The 20,537-nt window shown below is 71.9% G+C and carries 19 protein-coding genes and 1 tRNA gene; 14 read left to right on the top strand and 6 right to left on the bottom strand.

The genetic code is table 11. The features are described 5' to 3' along the window. Window positions 1–8: 8 nt before the first annotated feature. Complete coding sequence (locus tag IEZ11_RS12620) at window positions 9–824, top strand: triphosphoribosyl-dephospho-CoA synthase (protein WP_189262784.1); 816 nt, start codon at window positions 9–11, stop codon at window positions 822–824. Between the two features lie 141 nt (window positions 825–965). On the opposite strand, the gene IEZ11_RS12615 is transcribed toward IEZ11_RS12620, so the two are convergent. Together IEZ11_RS12615 and IEZ11_RS12610 are read right to left on the bottom strand one after the other, a co-directional pair. After that, on the bottom strand, window positions 966–2,435 hold the full coding sequence (locus IEZ11_RS12615; protein ID WP_189262783.1) for an aminopeptidase P family protein: 1,470 nt from the start codon (window positions 2,433–2,435) through the stop codon (window positions 966–968). A gap of 123 nt (window positions 2,436–2,558) precedes the next feature. Further along, the gene (locus IEZ11_RS12610; protein ID WP_189262782.1) at window positions 2,559–3,944 is read right to left on the bottom strand and encodes a PP2C family protein-serine/threonine phosphatase; all 1,386 of its coding nucleotides are present in this window, start codon (window positions 3,942–3,944) and stop codon (window positions 2,559–2,561) included. 646 nt (window positions 3,945–4,590) lie between these two features. Between IEZ11_RS12610 and IEZ11_RS12605 the strand changes: the two genes are divergently transcribed. Both IEZ11_RS12605 and IEZ11_RS12600 read left to right on the top strand, forming a co-directional pair. Beyond that, a complete protein-coding gene (locus IEZ11_RS12605) occupies window positions 4,591–5,265 on the top strand; it encodes a bifunctional DNA primase/polymerase (RefSeq protein WP_189262781.1) in 675 nt (224 codons plus the stop codon). 54 nt (window positions 5,266–5,319) lie between these two features. Beyond that, the gene (locus IEZ11_RS12600; protein WP_189262780.1) at window positions 5,320–5,919 is read left to right on the top strand and encodes a hypothetical protein; all 600 of its coding nucleotides are present in this window, start codon (window positions 5,320–5,322) and stop codon (window positions 5,917–5,919) included. 246 nt (window positions 5,920–6,165) lie between these two features. Here the strand turns inward: IEZ11_RS12600 and IEZ11_RS12595 are convergent, their stop codons facing one another. From IEZ11_RS12595 to IEZ11_RS12585, 3 genes are all read right to left on the bottom strand, one after another. Next, the gene (locus IEZ11_RS12595; protein ID WP_189262779.1) at window positions 6,166–7,155 is read right to left on the bottom strand and encodes a DUF5926 family protein; all 990 of its coding nucleotides are present in this window, start codon (window positions 7,153–7,155) and stop codon (window positions 6,166–6,168) included. Between the two features lie 206 nt (window positions 7,156–7,361). Beyond that, a complete protein-coding gene (locus tag IEZ11_RS12590) occupies window positions 7,362–8,000 on the bottom strand; it encodes an ATP-binding protein (protein ID WP_189262778.1) in 639 nt (212 codons plus the stop codon). 216 nt (window positions 8,001–8,216) lie between these two features. Next, window positions 8,217–9,044: a glycerophosphodiester phosphodiesterase gene (locus tag IEZ11_RS12585; protein WP_189262777.1), complete on the bottom strand. Its 828-nt coding sequence runs from the start codon at window positions 9,042–9,044 to the stop codon at window positions 8,217–8,219. A 257-nt stretch (window positions 9,045–9,301) separates the two neighbouring features. On the opposite strand from IEZ11_RS12585, the gene IEZ11_RS12580 reads away from it, so the two are divergent. From IEZ11_RS12580 to IEZ11_RS12570, 3 genes are all read left to right on the top strand, one after another. Continuing rightward, entirely contained in the window at window positions 9,302–10,783 is a 1,482-nt protein-coding gene (locus tag IEZ11_RS12580) for a S1C family serine protease (RefSeq protein ID WP_189262776.1), read from the top strand. A 60-nt stretch (window positions 10,784–10,843) separates the two neighbouring features. Next, window positions 10,844–10,930 (top strand) — tRNA-Ser (locus IEZ11_RS12575). A gap of 133 nt (window positions 10,931–11,063) precedes the next feature. Beyond that, complete coding sequence (locus tag IEZ11_RS12570) at window positions 11,064–11,282, top strand: hypothetical protein (RefSeq protein ID WP_189262775.1); 219 nt, start codon at window positions 11,064–11,066, stop codon at window positions 11,280–11,282. A gap of 31 nt (window positions 11,283–11,313) precedes the next feature. On the opposite strand, the gene IEZ11_RS12565 is transcribed toward IEZ11_RS12570, so the two are convergent. Further along, the gene (locus IEZ11_RS12565) at window positions 11,314–12,189 is read right to left on the bottom strand and encodes a bifunctional DNA primase/polymerase (RefSeq protein ID WP_189262774.1); all 876 of its coding nucleotides are present in this window, start codon (window positions 12,187–12,189) and stop codon (window positions 11,314–11,316) included. Between the two features lie 361 nt (window positions 12,190–12,550). On the opposite strand from IEZ11_RS12565, the gene IEZ11_RS12560 reads away from it, so the two are divergent. The 8 genes from IEZ11_RS12560 (at window position 12,551) to IEZ11_RS12525 (ending at window position 20,485) form a co-directional block, all read left to right on the top strand. Beyond that, window positions 12,551–12,868, top strand: a complete 318-nt coding sequence (locus IEZ11_RS12560) for a hypothetical protein (RefSeq protein WP_189262773.1) — start codon at window positions 12,551–12,553, stop codon at window positions 12,866–12,868. A 145-nt stretch (window positions 12,869–13,013) separates the two neighbouring features. Beyond that, the gene (locus IEZ11_RS12555; RefSeq protein ID WP_189262772.1) at window positions 13,014–14,195 is read left to right on the top strand and encodes an acyl-CoA dehydrogenase family protein; all 1,182 of its coding nucleotides are present in this window, start codon (window positions 13,014–13,016) and stop codon (window positions 14,193–14,195) included. Further along, window positions 14,179–15,144 carry a bifunctional MaoC family dehydratase N-terminal/OB-fold nucleic acid binding domain-containing protein gene (locus IEZ11_RS12550; RefSeq protein ID WP_373294899.1) on the top strand — a complete coding sequence of 322 codons (966 nt, stop codon included), beginning with the start codon at window positions 14,179–14,181 and terminating at the stop codon, window positions 15,142–15,144. The genes IEZ11_RS12555 and IEZ11_RS12550 overlap by 17 nt, the downstream gene beginning before the upstream one ends. A gap of 1 nt (window position 15,145) precedes the next feature. Then, window positions 15,146–16,303, top strand: coding sequence for an acyl-CoA dehydrogenase family protein (locus tag IEZ11_RS12545; protein ID WP_189262771.1), 1,158 nt, complete (start codon window positions 15,146–15,148; stop codon window positions 16,301–16,303). Then, on the top strand, window positions 16,293–16,742 hold the full coding sequence (locus IEZ11_RS12540) for a MaoC family dehydratase (protein WP_189262770.1): 450 nt from the start codon (window positions 16,293–16,295) through the stop codon (window positions 16,740–16,742). Before IEZ11_RS12545 ends, IEZ11_RS12540 begins: the two co-directional genes overlap by 11 nt. Then, the gene (locus IEZ11_RS12535; protein ID WP_189262769.1) at window positions 16,739–17,905 is read left to right on the top strand and encodes a lipid-transfer protein; all 1,167 of its coding nucleotides are present in this window, start codon (window positions 16,739–16,741) and stop codon (window positions 17,903–17,905) included. Before IEZ11_RS12540 ends, IEZ11_RS12535 begins: the two co-directional genes overlap by 4 nt. A gap of 204 nt (window positions 17,906–18,109) precedes the next feature. After that, window positions 18,110–18,679 (top strand): SigE family RNA polymerase sigma factor, encoded by a 570-nt coding sequence (locus IEZ11_RS12530; RefSeq protein ID WP_189262768.1) that lies wholly within the window; start codon window positions 18,110–18,112, stop codon window positions 18,677–18,679. 162 nt (window positions 18,680–18,841) lie between these two features. Continuing rightward, window positions 18,842–20,485, top strand: coding sequence for a long-chain fatty acid--CoA ligase (locus tag IEZ11_RS12525; protein WP_189263072.1), 1,644 nt, complete (start codon window positions 18,842–18,844; stop codon window positions 20,483–20,485). Window positions 20,486–20,537 lie beyond the last annotated feature (52 nt).

The following is a 20,537-nucleotide window of genomic DNA, read 5'->3' as shown; positions in this document are numbered from 1 at the left end:
TAAGGGACATGACAAGCCGCGAGGACGACGCGCTGGCGCAGGCCGCGGTGGCCGCGCTCACCGGTCAGCTGGCCCTGGCTCCCAAGCCGGGCCTGCCCGACCCACGTGACCTGGACGCCCGCAGCACGCGCCGGGAGCACGACAGTCTGCGCTGGTCGGCCAGGGCGCTGGCGCCCGGCCTCGCGGCGATGGCCGCCTCCGCCCGCCGTACCGGCGAGGCCACGCCGGTGCTGCGGGCGGAGCTGGGCGCGATCGGCCGGTGCACCGAGCACTCGGTCGGCCTGGCCGGCGGCGGCCACAAGGGCGCCCTGTGGGCCCTCGGTTTCCTGGTCGCCGCGGCCGCCCTGGACCCCCGCGCCAAGGCCCGGGAGCTCGCCGCGAACGCCCGCAAGATCGCCGGGTTCAACGACAAGGGCGCTCCCAAGCGCCCCTCCCGGGGTTCGACGATCTCCGCGAAGTACGGCGCGGCCGGCGCCCGGGGCGAGGCCCGGGCCGGATTCCCGCACGTACGAAGGGCGTTGGAGGCGCTGGCGACGGCCCGCGACGCGGGCGCCACCGAGAACCAGGCCCGCCTGGACGCCTTACTGACGGTGATGTCCACCCTCCAGGACACCGAACTCCTCTACACCGCGGGCCCGTTCGGCCTGCGCCACGTACAGGCGGGCGCACGGGGGGTACTGGAGGCGGGCGGCACGGCGACGCAGGCGGGCGCGGAGGCTCTCGCGGCCCTGGACGCCGACCTGAACGAACGCGGCTGGAGCCCGAGGGGCAGCGCGGGTCTGCTGGCCGGTGCGTTGTTCGTGGATGCCCTGCCCTCTTTGTGACGCCGTCTTTGTGACGCCGTCTTTGTGACGCCGTCTTTGTGACGCCGTCTTTGTGACGCCCCGACCTGAGCGCCCCGACCGGAGCGCCCGGAAATGACGAGGGCCGGGCACCCTCCCAGGTACCCGGCCATGTCACATCCGTCAGCCCTTCAGCGAGGCCATCCAGCTCTCGACCTCGTCGGAGCGGCGTGGCAGTCCGGCGCTTAGGTTCCGGTTGCCGTGGTCCGTGACGAGGATGTCGTCCTCGATCCGGACGCCGATGCCGCGGTACTCCTCCGGGACGGTGAGGTCGTCGGCCTGGAAGTACAGCCCGGGTTCGACGGTGAGGACCATCCCGGCCTCCAGGACGCCCTCCACGTACGTCTCGGTCCGGGCGGCGGCGCAGTCGTGGACGTCGAGGCCGAGCATGTGCCCGGTCCCGTGCAGGGTCCAGCGGCGCTGCAGGCCGAGCTCCAGCACCCGCTCGACGGGTCCTTCCACGAGCCCCCACTCGACGAGCCGTTCGGCCAGCACCCGCTGGGCGGCGTCGTGGAAGTCGCGGTACTTGGCGCCCGGCTGGACCGCGGCGATGCCGGCCTCCTGGGCGTCGTACACGGCGTCGTAGATCTTCTTCTGGAGTTCGGTGTAGGTGCCGTTGACCGGGAGCGTGCGGGTGACGTCGGCGGTGTAGAGGCTGTGGGTCTCGACGCCGGCGTCCAGCAGGAGCAGGTCGCCGGAGCGCACGGGGCCGTCGTTGCGGACCCAGTGCAGGGTGCAGGCGTGCTGGCCGGCCGCGCAGATGGAGCCGTAGCCGATGTCGTTGCCCTCGACGCGTGCGCGGAGGAAGAACGTGCCCTCGATGTAGCGCTCGCTGGTGGCCTCGGCCTTGTCGAGGACGCGTACGACGTCCTCGAAGCCGCGGACCGTGGAGTCGACGGCCTTTTGCAGTTCACCGACCTCCCACTCGTCCTTGACCAGCCGGGCCTCGGAGAGGAAGACCCGCAGCTCCTCGTCGCGCTCGGCGGTGACCTTGTCGGTCAGCGCGGCCTGGATGCCGGCGTCGTACCCGCGGACGACCCGCACCGGGCCGGTGGCCTCGCGGAGCTTGTCGGCCAGCTCGCGTACGTCGGCGGCGGGGATGCCGTAGAGCGCCTCGGACTCGGTGAGGGAGTGGCGCCGGCCGACCCACAGCTCGCCCTGGCCGGAGAGCCAGAACTCGCCGTTCTCGCGGTCGGAGCGGGGCAGCAGGTAGACGGTGGCCACATGGCCGTCGTCCTTCGGCTCCAGGACGAGTACGCCGTCCTCCGTCTGGTTGCCGGTGAGGTAGACGTACTCGACCGACGCCCGGAACGGGTAGTCCGTGTCGTTCGAACGGGTCTTCAGGTTGCCGGCCGGGATCACCAGGCGCTCGCCCGGGAAGCGGGCGGACAGCTCGGCACGGCGGCGGGCGGTGTGCCCGGCCTGCTCGATGGGTTGGAGATCACGCAGCTCGGTGTCGGCCCAGCCGGACTTCATGCTGTCGGCGAGCTCGTCGGACACGGCCGGGTACAGGCCGTTCTTGCGCTGCTTGATCGGCTCTTCCGACTCGGTCTCCGGGGTCTCCGGATTCTCCGGGGTGAGCTCGTCGGACACGGTCATCCTCCTCGACACTGCACTGGATCCGGTCCATCGTACGTTCGTACCGAACGGCGTCCCAGGGACCGGGGACCCACAGCCGTGTGAGGTGGCTCCGCCTCCGCCTTTCTGACCGGCCGGTCAGTCGAACCTGGCTGCCAGCAGGACCACGTCCTCCTCGCTGTCGGCCTCGTCCAGGCCGTCCGGCAGCACCGTGCGCAGGACGTGGTCGGCGATCGCCCCGGGGTCGTGGCGCAGCGCGCGCGGGATGCTCGCGGCGGCCGTGTGCAGCCGGGCGAAGGCGCGGTCCATGGGGTCGCCGGTGCGGTGCAGCAGTCCGTCGGTGTAGAGGAGCACGGTCTCGCCGGCCTCGGCCTGGAACTCCACGCTGGGCGCCTCCCAGCAGGCGAGCATGCCCAGCGGCGCGGACACGGAGGTCTCCGCGAACTCGGTGCGGTGCTCCCCGACCAGCAGCGGCGGGCTGTGGCCGGCCCCGGCGAGGGTGACCTTGCGCAGCGCGGGTTCGCAGTAGGCGAACAGGGCGGTGGCGGAGCGGGCCGGTTCGGTCAGCCGCAGCAGCAGTTCCAGGTCGGAGAGGACCGCGACCGGGTCCTCGCCCTCCATCACGGCGTACGCCCGCAGGGAGGCGCGCAGCCGGCCCATCGCGGCGACCGCGCTGGGCCCGGAGCCGGTGACCGAGCCGACGGCGAGGCCGAGGGCGGCGTCGGGCAGCGGCAGCGCGTCGTACCAGTCACCGCCGCCGCGCGGGCCGGTGCGGTGCCGGGCGGCGAGCTGGACGCCGGCCACCCGGGGCAGCCGGGAGGGGAGCAGCTCCTCGGCGATGGTCGCCATGCACGCGCGCGTGCGCTCGACCTCCAGCAGCCTGGCCAGGTGCTCGGCCGCGTACCGGACGTACAGGCCGACGAGGTGGCGCTGGCGCTCGTGCGGCTCGGCCGGCTCGTCGTACAGCCAGGCGACCGCGCCGAGGCGGTCGGCCGCGTCGGTGACCAGGGGGAGCGCGTAGCTGGCGGCGTAGCCGAGGCGGGCGGCGACCTCGCGGTGGCGCGGGTCGAGGCCGTCCTCGGCGAACAGGTCGGCGTGCACGATCTCGGCGGCGCAGCCGCTGTCGTACGGCAGCGCACCGCGCGGGACGGTCTCCAGGTGGCCGAGGTCCGCGCGGCCGAGGCCGAGGCCGAGCGTGGTGTGCGGGCCGAGTCCGTCGGCGGGCTCCAGCGCCAAGAGACCGCGCCGGGCGCCCACGAGGGCGGCACCGGCGCGCAGCAGTTCCTGGAGGGCCGGCTCCAGCGCGGTGGTCCGGGCGAGCCGTTCGGTCAGTTCATGGAGGGTGGTGAGGTCGGAGACCCAGCCGGCCAGCCGGTCCTGGAGGACGGTGCCGGGCGCGGGGGCGGCGGGGGCCTTCGGGACGGAAGGTGCGGCCGGGGCGGGGGGAACGGCCGCGACAGTGTGGGCGGGAGTGGGGACCGTTGAATCGATTCCAGCCACTTTCGGAGGATGCGGGGCGTTCATCGCGTCCGGCTTTCAGACCTGTGCGTATTGCTCAAAAGCATCGCAAACCCCCATGTCCTTCTGCACCGCTAGCAGTGTCTCCACATGTACACGCACTCGTGAGGGGATGTCCAGCATTGTCCTGCCGGGATTCCTGGTGTCCGTGGGCCTCTTGATGTCTTATGCGAGGATGTCTCCCGGACGGCTTGCACAAAGGCAAAGTTGGCTTAAAACTGACTCGGGCAACGGTTCATTGCGGTCGACTGGCCTTGCTCCACGGAGCGTCACAGCGGTCGTGATGGGTACGTACTCGGAGAAGGCCAGGGGTGGTTGGGAGCCACCCGGAACCTGGCGACGGACCCGGGCGTCTTAACCATCGACGACCGTGCCCCATCCTCCCGTGGCGGAGGCGGAGAGAAACACTCGGAACGGCAAAACGCCAGACTTCGCCACCCCCACGCCGTGGCCGTGCTTTTTATAGACGCAGTACGACGCAGCACGACGCAGTTGTTGGACGCGGGCGCGGCCTCCGCTGGATCCCCAGGGGTTCCCCCTGCTCAAGGCAGGGGTGTGATGCGCCAACAGGTACGCACAGTGAAGTGATCGACACATGGTGTGATGTGGTCCACGGTGTTGCCAGCGGTGCAACGGAAAGGAACGAGCGCTCATGCGCGAGATCCTCGGAAGGCGACGCAGGCTCCTGTCCAAGCGGAACGACAAGGGGTCTGAGTTGCTCGGCGCGGCCCTGACCTTCGCGGCGGAATGGCAGTGGCCCGTACTCCCGGGTGTGGCTCCCGACCCTCAGGGACGGGCTCGCTGCGCGTGCCCCGACCCGGAGTGCACGGTGCCCGGTGCACACCCCTTCGACCCCGGCCTGCTCGCCGCCACCACCGACGAGCGCATGGTCCGCTGGTGGTGGGGGAACCGGCCGACGGCCCCGATCGTCCTGGCGACCGGAGCGGCCGGCGGCAAGGCGCCCTGCGCGGTCAGCCTGCCCGCCCTCGCCGCCTCCCGCGCCCTCGCTCTCCTCGACCGCCGTGGCATGCGCCTCGGCCCGGTCGTCGCGGCGCCCACCCGATGGGCGCTGCTCGTCAAGCCGTACTCCATGGAGCAGCTGGGCGAGCTGCTCTACGCCAAGGACTTCGTCCCCGGCTCGCTCCGTTTCCACGGCGAGGGCGGCTATCTCGCCCTGCCGCCCTCCGAGACCGGCCAGGGCGCCATCCGCTGGGAGCGGGCCCCGCTGCCCGGCTCGGCCAAGCCCTGGGTGCCCGACGTGGAGGCCGTGGTGGACGCCGTGGTCGACGCCCTCACCCGTACGGGTGTGAGCGCACCCGAGTTGTAAGGGTGTCGGGCGCGAGGACACCGCTTGTCGCGTCCGTCTGGTTACCCTCCGTACATGCCGCGTCATTCCGGGGGGCAGCCCCCAGACCCCCGACTACGTCTGCTCGCCCTCGTGGGCGTCATCGTGTGCGCGGTCGCGCTGCCGCTGACCGTGGCGTCCGCGGGGCAGGTGGGCGACGCCGCCGCACACGCCACCCGGCACGACGACGAGAAGCTGCCGGCGCCGGTGCGGTCCCCGCTGGTGCTCGGCCTGGGCCTGGCCACGGCCGCCCGCTGCGGTCCCGAACTCACCTCGCCCGACGGCGTCGAGGCCCAGACCTGTGTGATGGCCCAGGGCGCGGACACCTGGGCGCGCACCTACTACCGCAACGCCACCGGGGCGCCTCTGGAGGGCGTGCTGAGCCTCCTGGGCCCGCACGGCCGCACCGTGCAGACGCACTGCGCCGCGGACGCCGACGACGAGCCCGCCACCTGTGAGACGCCCCGGGAGCACACCCGGGGCACGCTGGACGCCTACACGGCCGTCACGGAGTTCGCCGCCCGCGACGGCGACGGACCGCTGCTGCTGCGCTCCGCGAGCAACTCGGGGGACGAGTCGGAGAGCGGCTCCGGGGACTCGTCCGCGGGCAACTCCCGCCAGTCAAGCGGGAGTTGACGAATCGCTGTGGTCCGTACACCGGACGCGGGCATGAAAAAGGCCCGGTTGCTGGCGACGGGGGATGCACCAGCAACCGGGCTACTGAGACGGTAACAAGAGATCGGCGGTTCGCAAATTCGATCTCGGCTATTCGGACACGTATTTGCTTGCCGTGTAGGGAAGTTGTGACAGGAGTCACCTGATCCGACACGCCTGGGGCGGCTGACCGACCGGTCAGCCGCCTCCCTGTGTCCGAGCTGATCGTCAGCTGAGCGTGACCTGCCGGTTGGTCAGTCCGCCGCGGGCCCGTCGCTCGTCCGCCGTGAGCGGTGCCTCCGAGGCCAGGGCGGTCGCGAGCCGCTCGGCGAACTCGGCGGCCGGCTTCTCCACGTCCTCCGCGCCGACCCCGCTCGGCAGGTCCCAGACCGGCACGGTGAGACCGTGGGCACGGAAGGAACCGACCAGCCGGGTGCCCTCGCCGAGGCCGGACCGGCCCGCCGCGTGCAGCCGCGCGAGAGCGTCCAGAAGCTGCTCCTCGGGATACGGCATGACCCATCGCAGATGGTTCTTCTCGGGCGTCTCGCACCAGTAGGCCGAGTCGACGCCGGTCAGCTTCACCGTCGGGATGGCCGCCGCGTTGGCCCGCTCCAGGGAGGCGGTCACGTCCGGGGTGGCGTTCTCCGCGTCCTGCACCCAGAACTCGAAGCCGTCGTGCACAACTGGCTCGAACGGACCCTTCGGGTCGAGCAGGTCCTGGAGCCGGGGGCTGTCGGCGGGGGCGCGGCGGCCCTGCACCGGGGTGCCCGGCTCGGCGGCGAGCGCGCGCCGCAGGGTGTCGGCGAGGTCGCGGCTGATGTCGCCGGACGCCGTGTCGTTCTGCAGGCCGAGCAGGACCGTGCCGTCGTCGCGGCGCAGCGCCGGCCAGGCCATCGGCAGCACCGTGGCGAGCATGACCGAGGGGACGCCCTCGGGCAGACCGCCCTTCAGGGCCAGTTCGACGGTGGCGGCGGGGACCAGCTCACGCAGCGCCACCCAGTCGCCCTCGCCGGCCAGCCCCTCGAAGGGGCGGTGCACCAGTTCGGTCGCCGCGTGCGCCGCGGCCCGGCCGTGGCACGCCTTGTAGCGGCGGCCGCTGCCGCAGGGGCAGGGTTCACGAGCACCGACGACCGGAATGTCTCCGTCAACGCCTCCGGCGCGGGCCGCGTCGCTGGGCTGCGGCCGCGTGGCCGTCGTCTGGGGTCGCTTCTTGGCCATCTGGGTGTCTCCCGGTTACGGCTCGTCTCGTACGGGCGGGAGCCTAGCCGTTCGGGCCGCGAGTCACGGGAACCTGTGGACGGAGCCGCCGCCGCGTATCCGGCGACTCCGGCCGGGCGACTCCGGTCAGGCTGCCCGATTCGCCGGTCAGGCGGCCCGATCCGCCGATCCGCCGGTCAGGCGGCCCGGTCCGCGGTCCGGGCCGGTCAGTCCAGGTCGTCGAACGCGTCCGTGAAGTCCAGGCCGGCCAGCTCCGGGACCGGGGGCGTCATGATGCGCGTGGCGAAGGCGTCGCGGCGGTCCTGGGGGGCCGGGGCGCGTACGTCCTTCTGGACCACGACCCAGACCGTCACCTCGCCCCGGGCGTCGTCCCGGACACCCCAGTCGTCGGCCAGGGCCGTGATGATGTTCAGCCCGCGGCCGCCGTGCGCCGTGACCGACGGGGTCATGGGGGCCGGGCGGGTCGGGCCGCCGCCGTCCGTCACCTCGACGACCAGCCGGCCGCGCGTGTCCACCCGCCAGGCCGCCCGGACGTCGCCGTCCCCGGCCAGCGCGTCGCCCAAGGGGCGCCCGTGCTTGCAGGCATTGCTCAAGAGCTCGGAAAGGATCAGTACAGCATCGTCGATGACTGATTCCGATAGACCACCCGTGCGCAACTGATCGCGCATACGGTGTCTCGCCTTCCCCACGCCCGCAGGGCCATGGGGTACGGCCATGCTCGACGACGTGGGCACCTCCTGTGCCACCACCAACGCCACCCCCGAGACCTCCTTTGCCCCACGCCACCGTGTGGATGCCCCATCGGCCTGAGCCGGAAACCGGCCAAGGAACGTCCGGTGACGCATTCGTCAGGGACGAATACGCGCCGAACGCGCCGGAGCACTCCCTGTGACGGGTCGTCGCCATATCCCCCAGGTACGGCTTCGAGATGGCTTCGGGTGGCTGGATTTCGACGGTGTGGCCGAGGAAGTGAGGATGCTGTGAGTGGGCTTTCTGGTCAAGAGGTACGAGGTGTCCTTACTTGACTCTTTATCTGAGCCCTGATCAGGACAGGTCCCCATTCACCGTCCCAGCCGGTCGAGCACGGCCGCCGGCCGGTTGGTGATGATCGCGTCGATGCCGAGCTCCACGCACAGATCCACGTCCTCCGGCTCGTTCACCGTCCATACGTGCACCTGGTGGCCGTTGCGCTTCAGCCGCTCCACGTACGCGGGGTGGTTGCGCACGATCCGGATCGAGGGGCCCGCGATCCGCACCCCGGCCGGCAGCCGGCCGTCGCGCAGCCGGGGCGAGAGGAACTGCAGCAGGTAGACCGTCGGCAGTGTCGGCGAGGCCGCCCGCACCCGGGCCAGCGACCGCGCGGAGAAGCTCATGACCCGCACCGGTGAGTCGGCGGAGCCGGCCGGGGCGTCCAGTCCGAACCGCTTGAGCAGGACCAGCAGCCGCTCCTCGACCTGTCCCGCCCACCGCGTGGGGTGCTTGGTCTCGATCGCCAGCTCCACCCGCCGCCCGGCGTCCGCGACCAGCTCCAGCAGCCGCTCCAGCGTCAGTACGGAGGTGTCCGCGCGGTCCTCGGGCCGGAACTCCCAGTCGGGCTCCTCGTCCCGCCCGCGCCAGGCCGGGCTCTTCTTCCACGAGCCGAAGTCGAGGGCGGCCAGGTCCGCGAGCTCCAGGGCCGAGACCGCGCCCCGCCCGTTGGACGTACGGTTGACCCGGCGGTCGTGGACGCACACCAGATGGCCGTCGGCGGTCAGGCGTACGTCGCACTCCAGGGCGTCGGCGCCGCCCTCGATGGCCTTCTTGTAGGCGGCCAGCGTGTGCTCTGGGGCTTCCTCGGAGGCCCCGCGGTGCGCGACGACCTGGATGCGATGCTGTGGTGCGTGGGTCACCGCGTCATGGTGCCACCGCGCGGGGGTGCCTGGGGTCACCCCGGATACCGGTAAAGAGAACTTTTGTCGGACAGGCCCTATATAAAGGTTGTCCGTGTACCCACAGCCACCGCTTATGGTGCTCTGACGGCCTGTGGGAAAAGCTGACGGCATACAAAAGCACATGCACAGCTGAATCGCGCCGGACCGACAGCAAGCGTGAAAGAGCGTGACCGAGTGCGACCGAGAAGAAAAGCCGTGGACCGAGGAGAGAAGCTGTGAGCACCGAGAACGAGGGCAACCCGGTACCTCCGGCCCCGTCCGCACCTCCCGTGCCGCCGGCGTCTCCCGCTGCCTCGCCGCAGGCGGCCGCGTCCGACGGCGGGGAAGCGCCGACCACACCGATCCCGCCGACGCCCCAGGGCGCACCCGGCGCGCCCGCGGGCGACCCCTACGGGACCGCACCGCAGGCCCCGGACAGCTCCTGGCCGCCCCCGCCGCCCGCGACCCCCTCCTACGCGGACCCCGCCCTGTCCTACGCGGACCCGGGCGCGGGCGCCGGCGCCGGCTGGGGGTCGTCGTACGACCAGCAGCACCAGGCGTTCCAACAGCCGCAGCCCGCGCCGACGAAGGGCAGCGGGCGGGGCGGTCTGATCGCCGCCGTCCTGGTGGCCGCGCTGGTCGCGGGCGGCCTCGGCGGCGGCCTCGGCTACACGCTGGCGAAGAACAACGACGACAGCGGCTCCACGACCATCTCCTCGACCTCCAGCGGTGGAGCCACCCAGGTCAAGCGAGCCGCCGGCACCATCGCGGCGGTCGCGCAGAACTCGCTGCCCAGCACGGTCACCATCGAGTCCGAGTCGACCAGCGGCGACGGCGGCACCGGCACCGGCTTCGTCTTCGACAAGCAGGGCCACATCATCACCAACAACCACGTGGTCGCGGACTCCCTCGACGGCGGCAAGCTGACCGCGACGTTCCCGAACGGCAAGAAGTACGACGCCGAGGTCGTCGGCCACGCACAGGGCTACGACGTCGCGGTCATCAAGCTCAAGAACCCGCCGTCGGACCTGCAGCCGCTGGCCCTGGGCGACTCCGACAAGGTGGCCGTCGGCGACGAGACGATCGCGATCGGCGCCCCGTTCGGCCTGTCCAACACGGTCACCACGGGCATCATCAGCGCCAAGAACCGCCCGGTCGCCTCCAGCGACGGCAGCTCCACCAGCAAGGCGTCCTACATGAGCGCCCTGCAGACCGACGCCTCGATCAACCCGGGCAACTCCGGCGGCCCGCTGCTCGACGCGTCCGGCGCGGTGATCGGCATCAACTCCGCGATCCAGTCCGCCTCCAGCGGCGGCCTGGGCAGCACCGGGCAGTCGGGCTCGATCGGCCTCGGCTTCGCCATCCCGATCAACCAGGCCAAGTACGTGGCCCAGCAGCTGATCAAGACCGGCAAGCCGGTCTACGCGAAGATCGGTGCGTCGGTGTCGCTGGAGGACAGCTCCGGTGGCGCGCAGATCACCGACTCCGGCTCGGGCGGCTCGGCCGCGGTCGAGTCGGGCGGTCCCGCGGACAAGGCGGGCCTCAAGGCCGGCGACGTCATCACCAAGCTGGACGACTCGGTGATCGACAGCGGCCCGACGCTGATCGGGGAGATCTGGACCCACAAGCCCGGCGACAAGGTCCAGATCACCTACAAGCGCGGCGGCTCGGAGCACACGGTCACCGTCACCCTCGGCTCCCGCGTCGGCGACAACTGACCCCCACCTGCCCGCCCGAACCGGTTACTCTGTTCCCCGCGCGGATCTCCACCCGCGCGGGGTGGGTTGCCCGAGCGGCCTAAGGGAACGGTCTTGAAAACCGTCGTGGCAGCGATGTCACCGTGGGTTCAAATCCCACACCCACCGCTTCACGTGAGCGGCCCCTGACCAGGTGAGACGGTCGGGGGCCGTTGGTGTGTGCGGGTGGGGTGGCGGTGCTTGTGGGGCCGTCCCGTCGTGCACCTTGTGCAACCGTCCGGGTCCTCGGTACAACCGTCCGGTGACAAGCGACTCCGAGCCGACGGCACGGTGGACCAAGGACAAGGCCGGTGCCACCCTGGCCGCCACGACCGGTTACTTCTTCGCCTTCGGGCCGGCTCTTGAGACGGCGCGGCAGCTGATTCCGGATTATCCGCACACAACTGCCGGAATCGTCAGCCTTGTGGTCGCGCTCCTCGCGTACTGGGCCGGGCTGCGGATGATGAGGAAGCTGCCCTGACGGCTTCCCCCGGCCGTCGGACGGTCACGTCTCACGGTCGGTGTCCGGTCATCCGGGCCGCCGACGCGATCGTCGCGCGGGCCTCGTGTTCCGTCAGGCCGGTGTGGACCGCCGCGTCGATCAGGGGGGCTCGCAGGGCGCGGCCGATGCCGTTCTCGTAGGCGCGGCAGGCCGCCCAGAACAGGCGGGTGTTGCGCTGGCCCTCGTGGGCGGAGAGGACGAACTGCACCAGGCCCTGGCCGCGGTTGCCGACCGAGGGGTGGGTCGAGGGGTGCGGCGGGCGTGGGGGCGGGACCAGGAGGCGGAGGAGGGACGGCGGGCAGGGCGCCGGGACCAGGTGTTCGGTGCCGGGTGAGGTGGCGTAGACGCCGTGGTCGGTGCGGGAGCCGGGGCCGACCAGGTAGCCGCCGGCGCCCCGGATGTCGATGCCGGGGGCCAGGCGGCTCGCCGAGTTGGGGATCACGGCGTCCGGCGGGCCGGTCAGCCAGAGGTGGCGGCCGCCGCTCGGGGTGAGGACGACCACCGTCGGCGGGATGGTGAACAGGTGCCGCAGGGCCAGTTCGCGCAGCGCGGCCGTGGCGTCCGTACCGGACTTCACGTCGAGGTCGATGCCGATGAGGCGGTACGGGGGCAGCCCGCAGGCGATGCCGTAGCCGGTCGCCCAGGGTGCCGCGGCGAACAGTTCGCGGATACGGGCCGGGTCGGTGGTGGCGTCGTACACGCCGTGTCCGGGGCGGCCGCACTCGCCGTGGCAGGGCGGCAGCGCGGGGTCCGGGTCGTGGCGGTGCGGGGAGCGCAGGGCGGGGAGTTTCGTCCGGGACAGGGGGATGACGGACAGGCCGCGCTCGGCGGCTGACAGGGCGTGTGCGAGGGCCAGCGTCGTGGCCTGCCGGTCGGTGGTGGCCATGGCTCCATGTTCGTACGTGCGTTCGAAAAAGGGAAGGGGGTCCCTGCGTGACACGCCGAGGGCGGCGACCTGGCCGTGGGGCGCGGACGGAACGGTTCTTCCCTTGGGGTGCTTGATGGGTGGATATGCGGTGAGTGGTCGTTGCTGCGGTATTGGTCGACTAAAGATGGTGAAAGTGGTTTATCGACTTGTCCTCACGCTTGAGGGCGAATAACGGCTTCCGGGATGGTTCGAAGGGGATTCGGTGGGCAACTCTGGTCTCGCGACGTCGATGACAACCACCGGGGCGGTCGGCCAACTGCCTTGGTAAAAGCCCTACTTGGCGTACTTCCGGCACAGCCGGGCTCTGAGAGGAAACAACATGGCAAGCATCCGTACCGCCCGCGTTCTCGCCGCCGTCTCCGCCCTCCCGCTCGCCGCCGCCCTCTTCGCCGGTGTCGCGGCCGCGGACAACGGCGCGATCGCGGACAACGGATCGAGCGCCAACGCCGGTGTGGCGGGCGTCGTCGGCAGCGGGGTGGGCCACAACAACAGCGGCAACTCCGCCACCACCCAGCAGAACGCGGTGGGCAACGGTGCCTCGAACCAGAGCAACACCGCTCAGGTCAAGGGCTCGGCGTGGACCGCGATCCAGCAGGGCAACGACAACGTCGCCATCCACTTCACCCAGCTGTGGTGAGCCCCGGCTGAGCCCTGGTGGGGGTGTGGTCTGCGGGGAGGGGCGAGTGCGTCCGCGCGGCGGTGCTTCGGCACCGCCGCGCAGGCGTTTTCCGGCGCCCCGGGCCGGTTGACAGTGAGCCGGATCTGACGGACAGTCAGAAATCATGCATCTGGCCCCCACCGAACGCCAGCAGCGGCTGCGTGCCGAACTCCGTGCCTACTTCCGGTCCTTGATCCCGTCCCCCGTCCCCGAGGCGCCCGCCGAACGCCGTGCCCTGCTGCGCCGCATCGGCGCGGACGGCCTGCTCGGACTCGGCTGGCCCGTCGAGTACGGCGGCCAGGGCCGGGGCGCCGACGAGCAGTTCGTGTTCTTCGACGAGGCGTACCGGGCCGGCGCGCCCGTCTCGATGGTCACCCTGAACACGGTCGGGCCGACGCTGATGAAGTACGGCAGCGAGGAGCAGAAGGCCCGTTTCCTGCCCGGCATCCTCCGCGGTGACCTCGTCTTCGCCATCGGCTACAGCGAACCCTCGGCCGGCACCGACCTGGCCTCGCTGCGCACCCGGGCGGTACGGGACGGCGACGGCTGGCGGATCGACGGGCAGAAGATCTTCACCTCGGGAGCCCAGCACGCCGACTGGATCTGGCTGGCCTGCCGCACCGACCCCGAGGCGCCCAGACACCGCGGCATCTCGATCCTCCTGGTCCCCACCGACGCCGCCGGGTTCTCCTGGACGCCGATCGAGACGGTGGGCGGCCAGGTCACCACGGCCACCTACTACGACGGCGTCCGCGTCCCCGCCGGGAACCTGGTCGGCACCGAGCACGACGGCTGGTCGCTCATCACCAACCAGCTCAACCACGAGCGGGTCGCGCTCGCCGCGACGGGCATGCAGGCCGAGGACTTCTACGCGGCCGCGCTCACCGCGGCCCGCACCCCCGATCCGGTGACCGGGCGGCGCCGTGTTGACGAGCCGTGGATTCGTTCTCGACTGGCCGAGGCGCATGCCCGGCTGGCGGCGAACCGCCTGCTCAGCTGGCGTCTGGTGGGGGACGCGGGGGCGGGCCGGGTGGCCCCCGCGGAGGCCAGCGGGGTGAAGTTCGCGGGAACGGAATCGGCAGTCGCGACGTATCGCATGTGTCAGGAGATCGTCGGCGAGGCGGCATGGGTCCGGTCCGGCTCGCCGGGGGCGTTCGGGGACGGCGAGCTGGAGCGGCTCAACAGGGCGGCGCAGATCAACACGTTCGGGGGCGGGGTGAGCGAGGTGCAGCGGGAGATCGTCGCGACGATGCGGCTCGGGATGCGGCGCACGGGAAGGGGTGGCGACCGTGGCAGGGGAGAGTGAGCAGCGGGGCGTACGGCCTTTGGCGGATGACCTCGGAGTTCGGCTCAGGGTGTACGAGGGGCGGCCCGCGGCCCGTGCGGGCACCGGCAAGGACCCGGTCAACCTGCCCATGATCCGGCACTGGTGCGAGGCGATGGGCGACACCTCCCCGGCGTACGAGGGACCGGACGCCGTCGCCCCGCCCACCATGCTCCAGGCCTGGACGATGGGCGGCCTCTGCGGCCACACGGCCCGCACGGGCGCGTACGACGAGATGCTCACCCTGCTCGACGAGGCGGGCTGCACCTCGATCGTCGCCACCGACTGCGAGCAGGAGTACCTGCGGCCGCTGCGGCCGGGCGACGAGATCGCCTTCGACACGGTGATCGAGTCGGTGTCCGACCGGAAGACCACCAAGCTGGGCACGGGCTACTTCGTCACCACCCGCACGGACGTCCGGGTCGGGGACGAGCTCGTCGGCACCCACCGTTTCCGTGTCCTCAAGTACGCGCCGAGCGGCCGCAGGCGCAAGCCGCCGCCGCGCCCCCGCCCGGTGGTCAACCGGGACAACGCCGGCTTCTGGGAGGGCGTGGCCGAGGAACGCCTCCTCGTCCAGCGGTGCGCGGACTGCGGCACCCTGCGCCACCCCTGGCTGCCGGGGTGCAACGCCTGCGGCTCCCTCGACTGGGACACCGTCGAGTCGTCCGGCGAGGGCACGGTCCATTCGTACGTCGTGATGCACCACCCGCCCTTCCCGGCCTTCGACCCTCCGTACGCGGTCGGTCTGGTCGAGCTCGCCGAGGGCGTGCGGATGGTGAGCAACGTGGTGGGGGTGCCGTACGACAAGGTGCGGATCGGGCTGCCGGTACGGGTGGAGTTCCGCCGGTACGAGGACGCGGAGGGGGCGCTGACCCTGCCCGTCTTCCGGGCCGCCGACGGAGCGGCCGGCGCCGTCGGCGGGGAGGCCTGACATGGACTTCACGCCCACCGAGGCACAGGCCGAGGCCCGTGACCTGGCCGCCAGGATCTTCGGCGACCTGGCCACCCACGAGCGGCTGCGGGCCGCCGGCACCGGCAGCGACCCGGAGTTGTGGAAGGCGCTGTGCGGGGCGGGACTGGTGGCGGCGGTGGAGGAGCTGGGCCTGCTGGGCCTGGTGCTCCTCCTGGAGGAACAGGGCCGCACCACGGCCCAGGTGCCGTACGCGGCGAGCTGTGTCTACGGGCTGCTGGCGGTCACCGCCCACGGCACCGCCGAGCAGCGGGACCGCCTGCTGCCGGGCATCGCGGCGGGTTCGACGGTGGTGACCGGGGCGTTTCCGGCGCAGCCGGGGGTACGGTCGTCCACCCGGCCGGGGGTGCGTCCATCCGTCCGGCCCGGGGTACGACCCTCCGCGCGCCCGGTGCTGAGCGGCACCGTCCCCGTCGTGCCGTGGCTGCGTGACGCCACGCATGTCCTGGTCGCCGACGCCGGCCGGCGGCTGTGGCTGGTGGATCTCGCGGCGGGCACCGGTGTGGAGGAGGTCGAGCTGACCGCACCCTGGTCGGCGGGACGGCTCACGCTCGACGAGGCCCCGGCCGAGCCCCTGGGCGCCGAGCCCATGGGTATCGACCCCGATGCCGATCCCGGCCCCGACTCCACGCCGGGCCCCGACGCCCATACCCACGCCGACGCCCATACCCATGCCTATACCGACGTCCTGGCCACCGCCCGCACCGCCTTCGCCGGGCTCCAGGCAGGTGTCTGCGCGGGCTCCCTCGCCCGAGCGGTGGCCCACACCAACACCCGCGAGCAGTTCGGGCGTCCCCTCGCCACCCGGCAGGGCGTCCAGCTCCGGGCCGCCGACGCCCACATGGACACCGAGGCGATACGGGTGACGGCGTACGAGGCGGCCTGGCGGCGGGACGCCGGGCTGCCGTACGCCACCCACGCGCTGACCGCGGCCTGGTGGGCGTCCGAGGCCGGGCAGCGGGTCGTGCACACGGGTCAGCACCTGCACGGCGGCGCGGGTGCCGACGTCGACCACCCGGTGCACCGGCACTTCCTGTGGGGGCGGCAACTGGACGCGTATCTGGGCAGCGGGGGCGAAGTGCTCCAGGAACTGGGGGAGTTGATCGCAGATGGGGACTGAGACGACCCGGCCGGCGGTGGGTGGGGCCCTGCCGCCGCTGGAGATCCCGATCACGCGGACGCTGATCGTGGCCGGGGCCATCGCGTCCCGGGACTACCAGGACGTGCACCACGACGCCGAACTGGCCCGCCGGAAGGGCTCCCCGGACATCTTCATGAACATCCTGACGACGAACGGCCTGGTCGGCCGGTACATCACCGACCACTTCGGCCCGACGGCGGTGCTCCGCAAGGTCGCCATCCGGCTGGGGGCGCCCAACTACCCGGGGGACACGATGGTGTTGACCGGTCGGATCGAGGAACTGGACGGTGCGGCGGGGACGGCGACGGTCCGGGTGGTCGGCGAGAACAGCATCGGCAACCACGTGACCGGCACGGTGACCGTCACCTTCACCGAGGCCACGGTGACCGTCACCCTCACCGACGAGGAGGCCTCATGAGCGTGCGGGGCCGGGACTCGCTCGGTGGGCGGGCGGCGGTCGTGGGCATCGGGGCCACCGAGTTCTCCAAGGACTCGGGCCGAAGCGAGCTGCGGCTGGCGGCGGAGGCGGTGCGGGCCGCGCTGGACGACGCGGGGCTGACGCCGGCCGACGTGGACGGGATGGTGACGTTCACGATGGACACCAGCCCGGAGATCACCGTGGCCCAGGCCTGCGGAATCGGCGAGTTGTCCTTCTTCTCCCGTGTCCACTACGGCGGCGGCGCGGCCTGCGCGACCGTTCAACAGGCGGCCCTCGCCGTGGCGGCCGGGGTCGCCGAGGTGGTGGTCTGCTACCGCGCCTTCAACGAGAGATCGGGCCGCCGCTTCGGCTCGGGCGTGCAGCACCGGGAGCCGTCGGCGGAGGGGGTGGCGCTCGGCTGGGCCCTGCCGTTCGGGCTGCTCACCCCGGCGTCCTGGGTGGCGATGGCGGCGCAGCGCTACCTGCACACCTACGGGCTGACCCCGGAGGCGTTCGGGCACGTGGCGGTGGTGGACCGGAAGTACGCGGCGACGAACCCGGCCGCCTACTTCCACGGCCGCCCCATCACCCTCGCGGACCACGCGGCCTCCCGCTGGATCGTCGAGCCGCTGCGTCTCCTGGACTGCTGCCAGGAGACGGACGGCGGCCAGGCCCTCGTCGTCACCTCCGTGGAGCGGGCGCGCACGCTGCCGCATCCGCCGGCGGTGATCGCGGCGGCCGCGCAGGGGGCCGGCCGGGCCCAGGAGCAGATGACCAGCTTCTACCGGGACGACCTGACCGGGCTGCCGGAGATGGGTGTGGTGGCCCGCCAGCTGTGGCGCACCAGCGGACTCGCCCCGGCCGACATCGACGTGGGGATCCTGTACGACCACTTCACCCCGTTCGTGCTGATGCAGCTGGAGGAGTTCGGGTTCTGCGGGCGGGGGGAGGCGGCGGACTTCGTGGCCGAGGAGCGGCTGCCGCTGAACACGCACGGGGGACAGCTCGGGGAGGCGTACCTGCACGGGATGAACGGGGTGGCGGAGGGGGTGCGCCAGCTGCGCGGCACGGCGGTGAACCCGATACCGGGGGCGGACCGGGTGCTGGTGACGGCCGGGACCGGCGTACCGACGTCCGCACTGGTCCTGACCTCGGACGACTGAGCCCGCCGCCGGGCCGGACGGCTCGGACGGGTGAGGCCGCGCCGCCTGTCGTACTCCTCCCTGAGGGGTAAACCCGCAGGCGTATCGCACCCGTACTCCACCTTCAGGAGGTGTAGGCAGCCCCACCCCTACAACCTGAGGGGGACTCGGCTTCGGGACCTGCGGCCGATCCGCCGCGACACCGCTCGCTCATAGCGTGGAGCCATGACCACACCCGTCTGCACCAGCGCTTCGGACGCCGCTGTCTCGCCGAGGCAGACCCGCCCGTACGCCCGCCCCTATCCCTCGTTCGCGTCGTACGTCAGGGCCCGCCAGCCGGTGCTGCTGCGCACCGCCCGGTCGCTGACCGCGAACCCGAGCGATGCCGAGGACCTTCTCCAGACCGCGCTGGCGAAGACGTACGTGGCCTGGGAGCGGATCGAGGACCACCGGGCGCTCGACGGCTATGTGCGCCGGGCCCTGCTGAACACGCGGACCTCGCAGTGGCGCAAGCGCCGGGTCGACGAGTTCGTCTGCGACGAGCTGCCCGAGCCCGAGCCGGTGTCCGGCGAGGACGACTCGGCCGAACGGCAGGCGCTGCGGGACGCGATGTGGCGGGCCATCATGAAACTGCCCACGCGGCAGCGGGCGATGGTCGTGCTGCGGTACTACGAGGACCTGAGCGAGGTGCAGACGGCCGAGGTGCTCGGGGTGTCGGTGGGCACGGTGAAGTCGGCCGTGTCGCGTGCGCTCGGCAAGCTGCGCGAGGACCCTGAGCTGGACCTCGCCCGATAGCGGCCGGCCGGAGCCGGGGCGTCCGAGGCGTCCGGAGCGGCCGGTCGGGCTTTGTTGGCTTTCTCCTAGTGACATACCGACTGGTATGTGCGCAGAATCAGCGCAGCCCCTTTACCGCCGAGTAGGCAATGTCGCCCCCGGGAGGACGCCGTGCTGAGCACCATGCAGGACGTACCGCTGCTGATCTCAAGGATCCTGACCCACGGGTCGAGGATTCACGGCGCGTCACAGGTGACCACCTGGACCGGCGAGGGCGAACCGCACCGCCGCAGCTTCGCCGAGATCGGTGACCGGGCCGCCCGGCTGGCGCACGCCCTGCGGGACGACCTCGGGGTCCGGGGCGACGACCGGGTGGCCACTCTGATGTGGAACAACGCGGAACACACCGAGGCGTACTTCGCGATTCCCTCCATGGGTGCGGTCCTGCACACCCTCAACCTCCGGTTGCCGGCCGAGCAGTTGGTCTGGATCGTCAACCACGCGGCCGACAAGGTCGTCCTCGTCGACGGTTCGCTGATCCCGATGATCGCGCCCCTGCTGGCCAAGCTGCCGACCGTCGAGCACATCGTGGTCTCCGGTCCGGGCGACCGTTCGCTCCTCGACGGCGCGACCGCGGCCGTGCACGAGTACGAGGAGCTCATCGCCGACAAGCCGGCCTCCTACGACTGGCCGGAGCTCGACGAACGCCAGGCCGCCGCCATGTGCTACACCTCCGGCACCACCGGCGACCCCAAGGGCGTGGTGTACAGCCACCGTTCGATCTACCTGCACTCCATGCAGGTCAACATGGCGCAGTCGATGGGCCTGACCGACCAGGACACCTCGCTGGTCGTCGTACCGCAGTTCCACGTCAACGCCTGGGGCCTGCCGCACGCCACCTTCATGACCGGCGTCAACCTGCTGATGCCGGACCGGTTCCTGCAGCCCGGCCCGCTGGCCGAGATGATCGAGCGCGAGCGCCCCACGCACGCCGCCGCGGTCCCCACCATCTGGCAGGGCCTGCTCGGCGAGCTGACCGCACGCCCCCGGAACGTCTCCTCCCTCAACCAGGTCACCATCGGCGGCGCTGCCTGCCCGCCCTCCCTCATGACCGCCTTCGACAGGCTGGGCATGCGGGTCTGCCACGCCTGGGGCATGACCGAGACCTCCCCGCTGGGCACCATCGCCCGCCCGCCGGCCCATGTGGTGGGCACGGACGAGGAGTTCGCGTACCGGCTCACGCAGGGCCGCTTCCCCACCTCCGTCGAGGCCCGGCTCAGCGGACCCGGCGGCGAACGCCTGCCCTGGGACGGCGAGTCGGCGGGCGAGCTGGAGGTGCGCGGCCCCTGGATCGCGGGCGCCTACTACAACGGCCCCGACGCCGAACCGCTGCGCCCCGAGGACAAGTTCAGCGAGGACGGCTGGCTGAAGACGGGTGACGTCGGCACCATCTCCGCCGACGGCTTCCTCACCCTCACCGACCGTGCGAAGGACGTCATCAAGTCCGGTGGCGAGTGGATCTCCTCGGTCGAACTGGAGAACGCGCTGATGTCCCACCCGGACGTCGCCGAGGCCGCGGTGGTGGCCGTACCGGACGAGAAGTGGGGCGAGCGCCCGCTGGCCACGGTCGTCCTGCGCGAGGGCTCCACGGCCACCTTCGAGGCCCTGCGCCTCTTCCTCGCCGAGGAGGGCAAGATCGCCAGGTGGCAGCTCCCCGAGCGCTGGACGGTCATCGAGTCGGTGCCGAAGACGAGCGTGGGCAAGTTCGACAAGAAGGTGCTCAGGAGGCAGTACGCCGACGGTCAGCTGGACGTCACCAGCCTGTGAGCGGGGTTCGGGCACCGGAGGGGAACTGCCGACGGTCGGCCGCGGGTTGTCC

It is taken from the genome of Streptomyces fuscichromogenes, assembly GCF_014645815.1.
In the GTDB taxonomy this organism is placed as follows: domain Bacteria; phylum Actinomycetota; class Actinomycetes; order Streptomycetales; family Streptomycetaceae; genus Streptomyces; species Streptomyces fuscichromogenes.
The sequence above is the reverse complement of the archived record's forward strand: the minus strand, read 5'-3'. Positions and strand labels throughout refer to the sequence as shown.

What these genes read in the sequence shown, in the direction of transcription:
- IEZ11_RS12610 (WP_189262782.1), bottom strand. Translation starts at nt 3,944, where the DNA reads ATGAACGCCCCGCATCCTCCGAAAGTGGCTGGAATCGATTCAACGGTC.
- IEZ11_RS12590 (WP_189262778.1), bottom strand. Translation starts at nt 8,000, where the DNA reads ATGCGTCACCGGACGTTCCTTGGCCGGTTTCCGGCTCAGGCCGATGGG.
- IEZ11_RS12560 (WP_189262773.1), top strand. Translation starts at nt 12,551, where the DNA reads ATGGCAAGCATCCGTACCGCCCGCGTTCTCGCCGCCGTCTCCGCCCTC.
- IEZ11_RS12595 (WP_189262779.1), bottom strand. Translation starts at nt 7,155, where the DNA reads ATGGCCAAGAAGCGACCCCAGACGACGGCCACGCGGCCGCAGCCCAGC.
- IEZ11_RS12530 (WP_189262768.1), top strand. Translation starts at nt 18,110, where the DNA reads ATGACCACACCCGTCTGCACCAGCGCTTCGGACGCCGCTGTCTCGCCG.
- IEZ11_RS12620 (WP_189262784.1), top strand. Translation starts at nt 9, where the DNA reads ATGACAAGCCGCGAGGACGACGCGCTGGCGCAGGCCGCGGTGGCCGCG.
- IEZ11_RS12540 (WP_189262770.1), top strand. Translation starts at nt 16,293, where the DNA reads ATGGGGACTGAGACGACCCGGCCGGCGGTGGGTGGGGCCCTGCCGCCG.
- IEZ11_RS12535 (WP_189262769.1), top strand. Translation starts at nt 16,739, where the DNA reads ATGAGCGTGCGGGGCCGGGACTCGCTCGGTGGGCGGGCGGCGGTCGTG.
- IEZ11_RS12545 (WP_189262771.1), top strand. Translation starts at nt 15,146, where the DNA reads ATGGACTTCACGCCCACCGAGGCACAGGCCGAGGCCCGTGACCTGGCC.
- IEZ11_RS12600 (WP_189262780.1), top strand. Translation starts at nt 5,320, where the DNA reads ATGCCGCGTCATTCCGGGGGGCAGCCCCCAGACCCCCGACTACGTCTG.
- IEZ11_RS12555 (WP_189262772.1), top strand. Translation starts at nt 13,014, where the DNA reads ATGCATCTGGCCCCCACCGAACGCCAGCAGCGGCTGCGTGCCGAACTC.
- IEZ11_RS12605 (WP_189262781.1), top strand. Translation starts at nt 4,591, where the DNA reads ATGCGCGAGATCCTCGGAAGGCGACGCAGGCTCCTGTCCAAGCGGAAC.
- IEZ11_RS12525 (WP_189263072.1), top strand. Translation starts at nt 18,842, where the DNA reads ATGCAGGACGTACCGCTGCTGATCTCAAGGATCCTGACCCACGGGTCG.
- IEZ11_RS12565 (WP_189262774.1), bottom strand. Translation starts at nt 12,189, where the DNA reads ATGGCCACCACCGACCGGCAGGCCACGACGCTGGCCCTCGCACACGCC.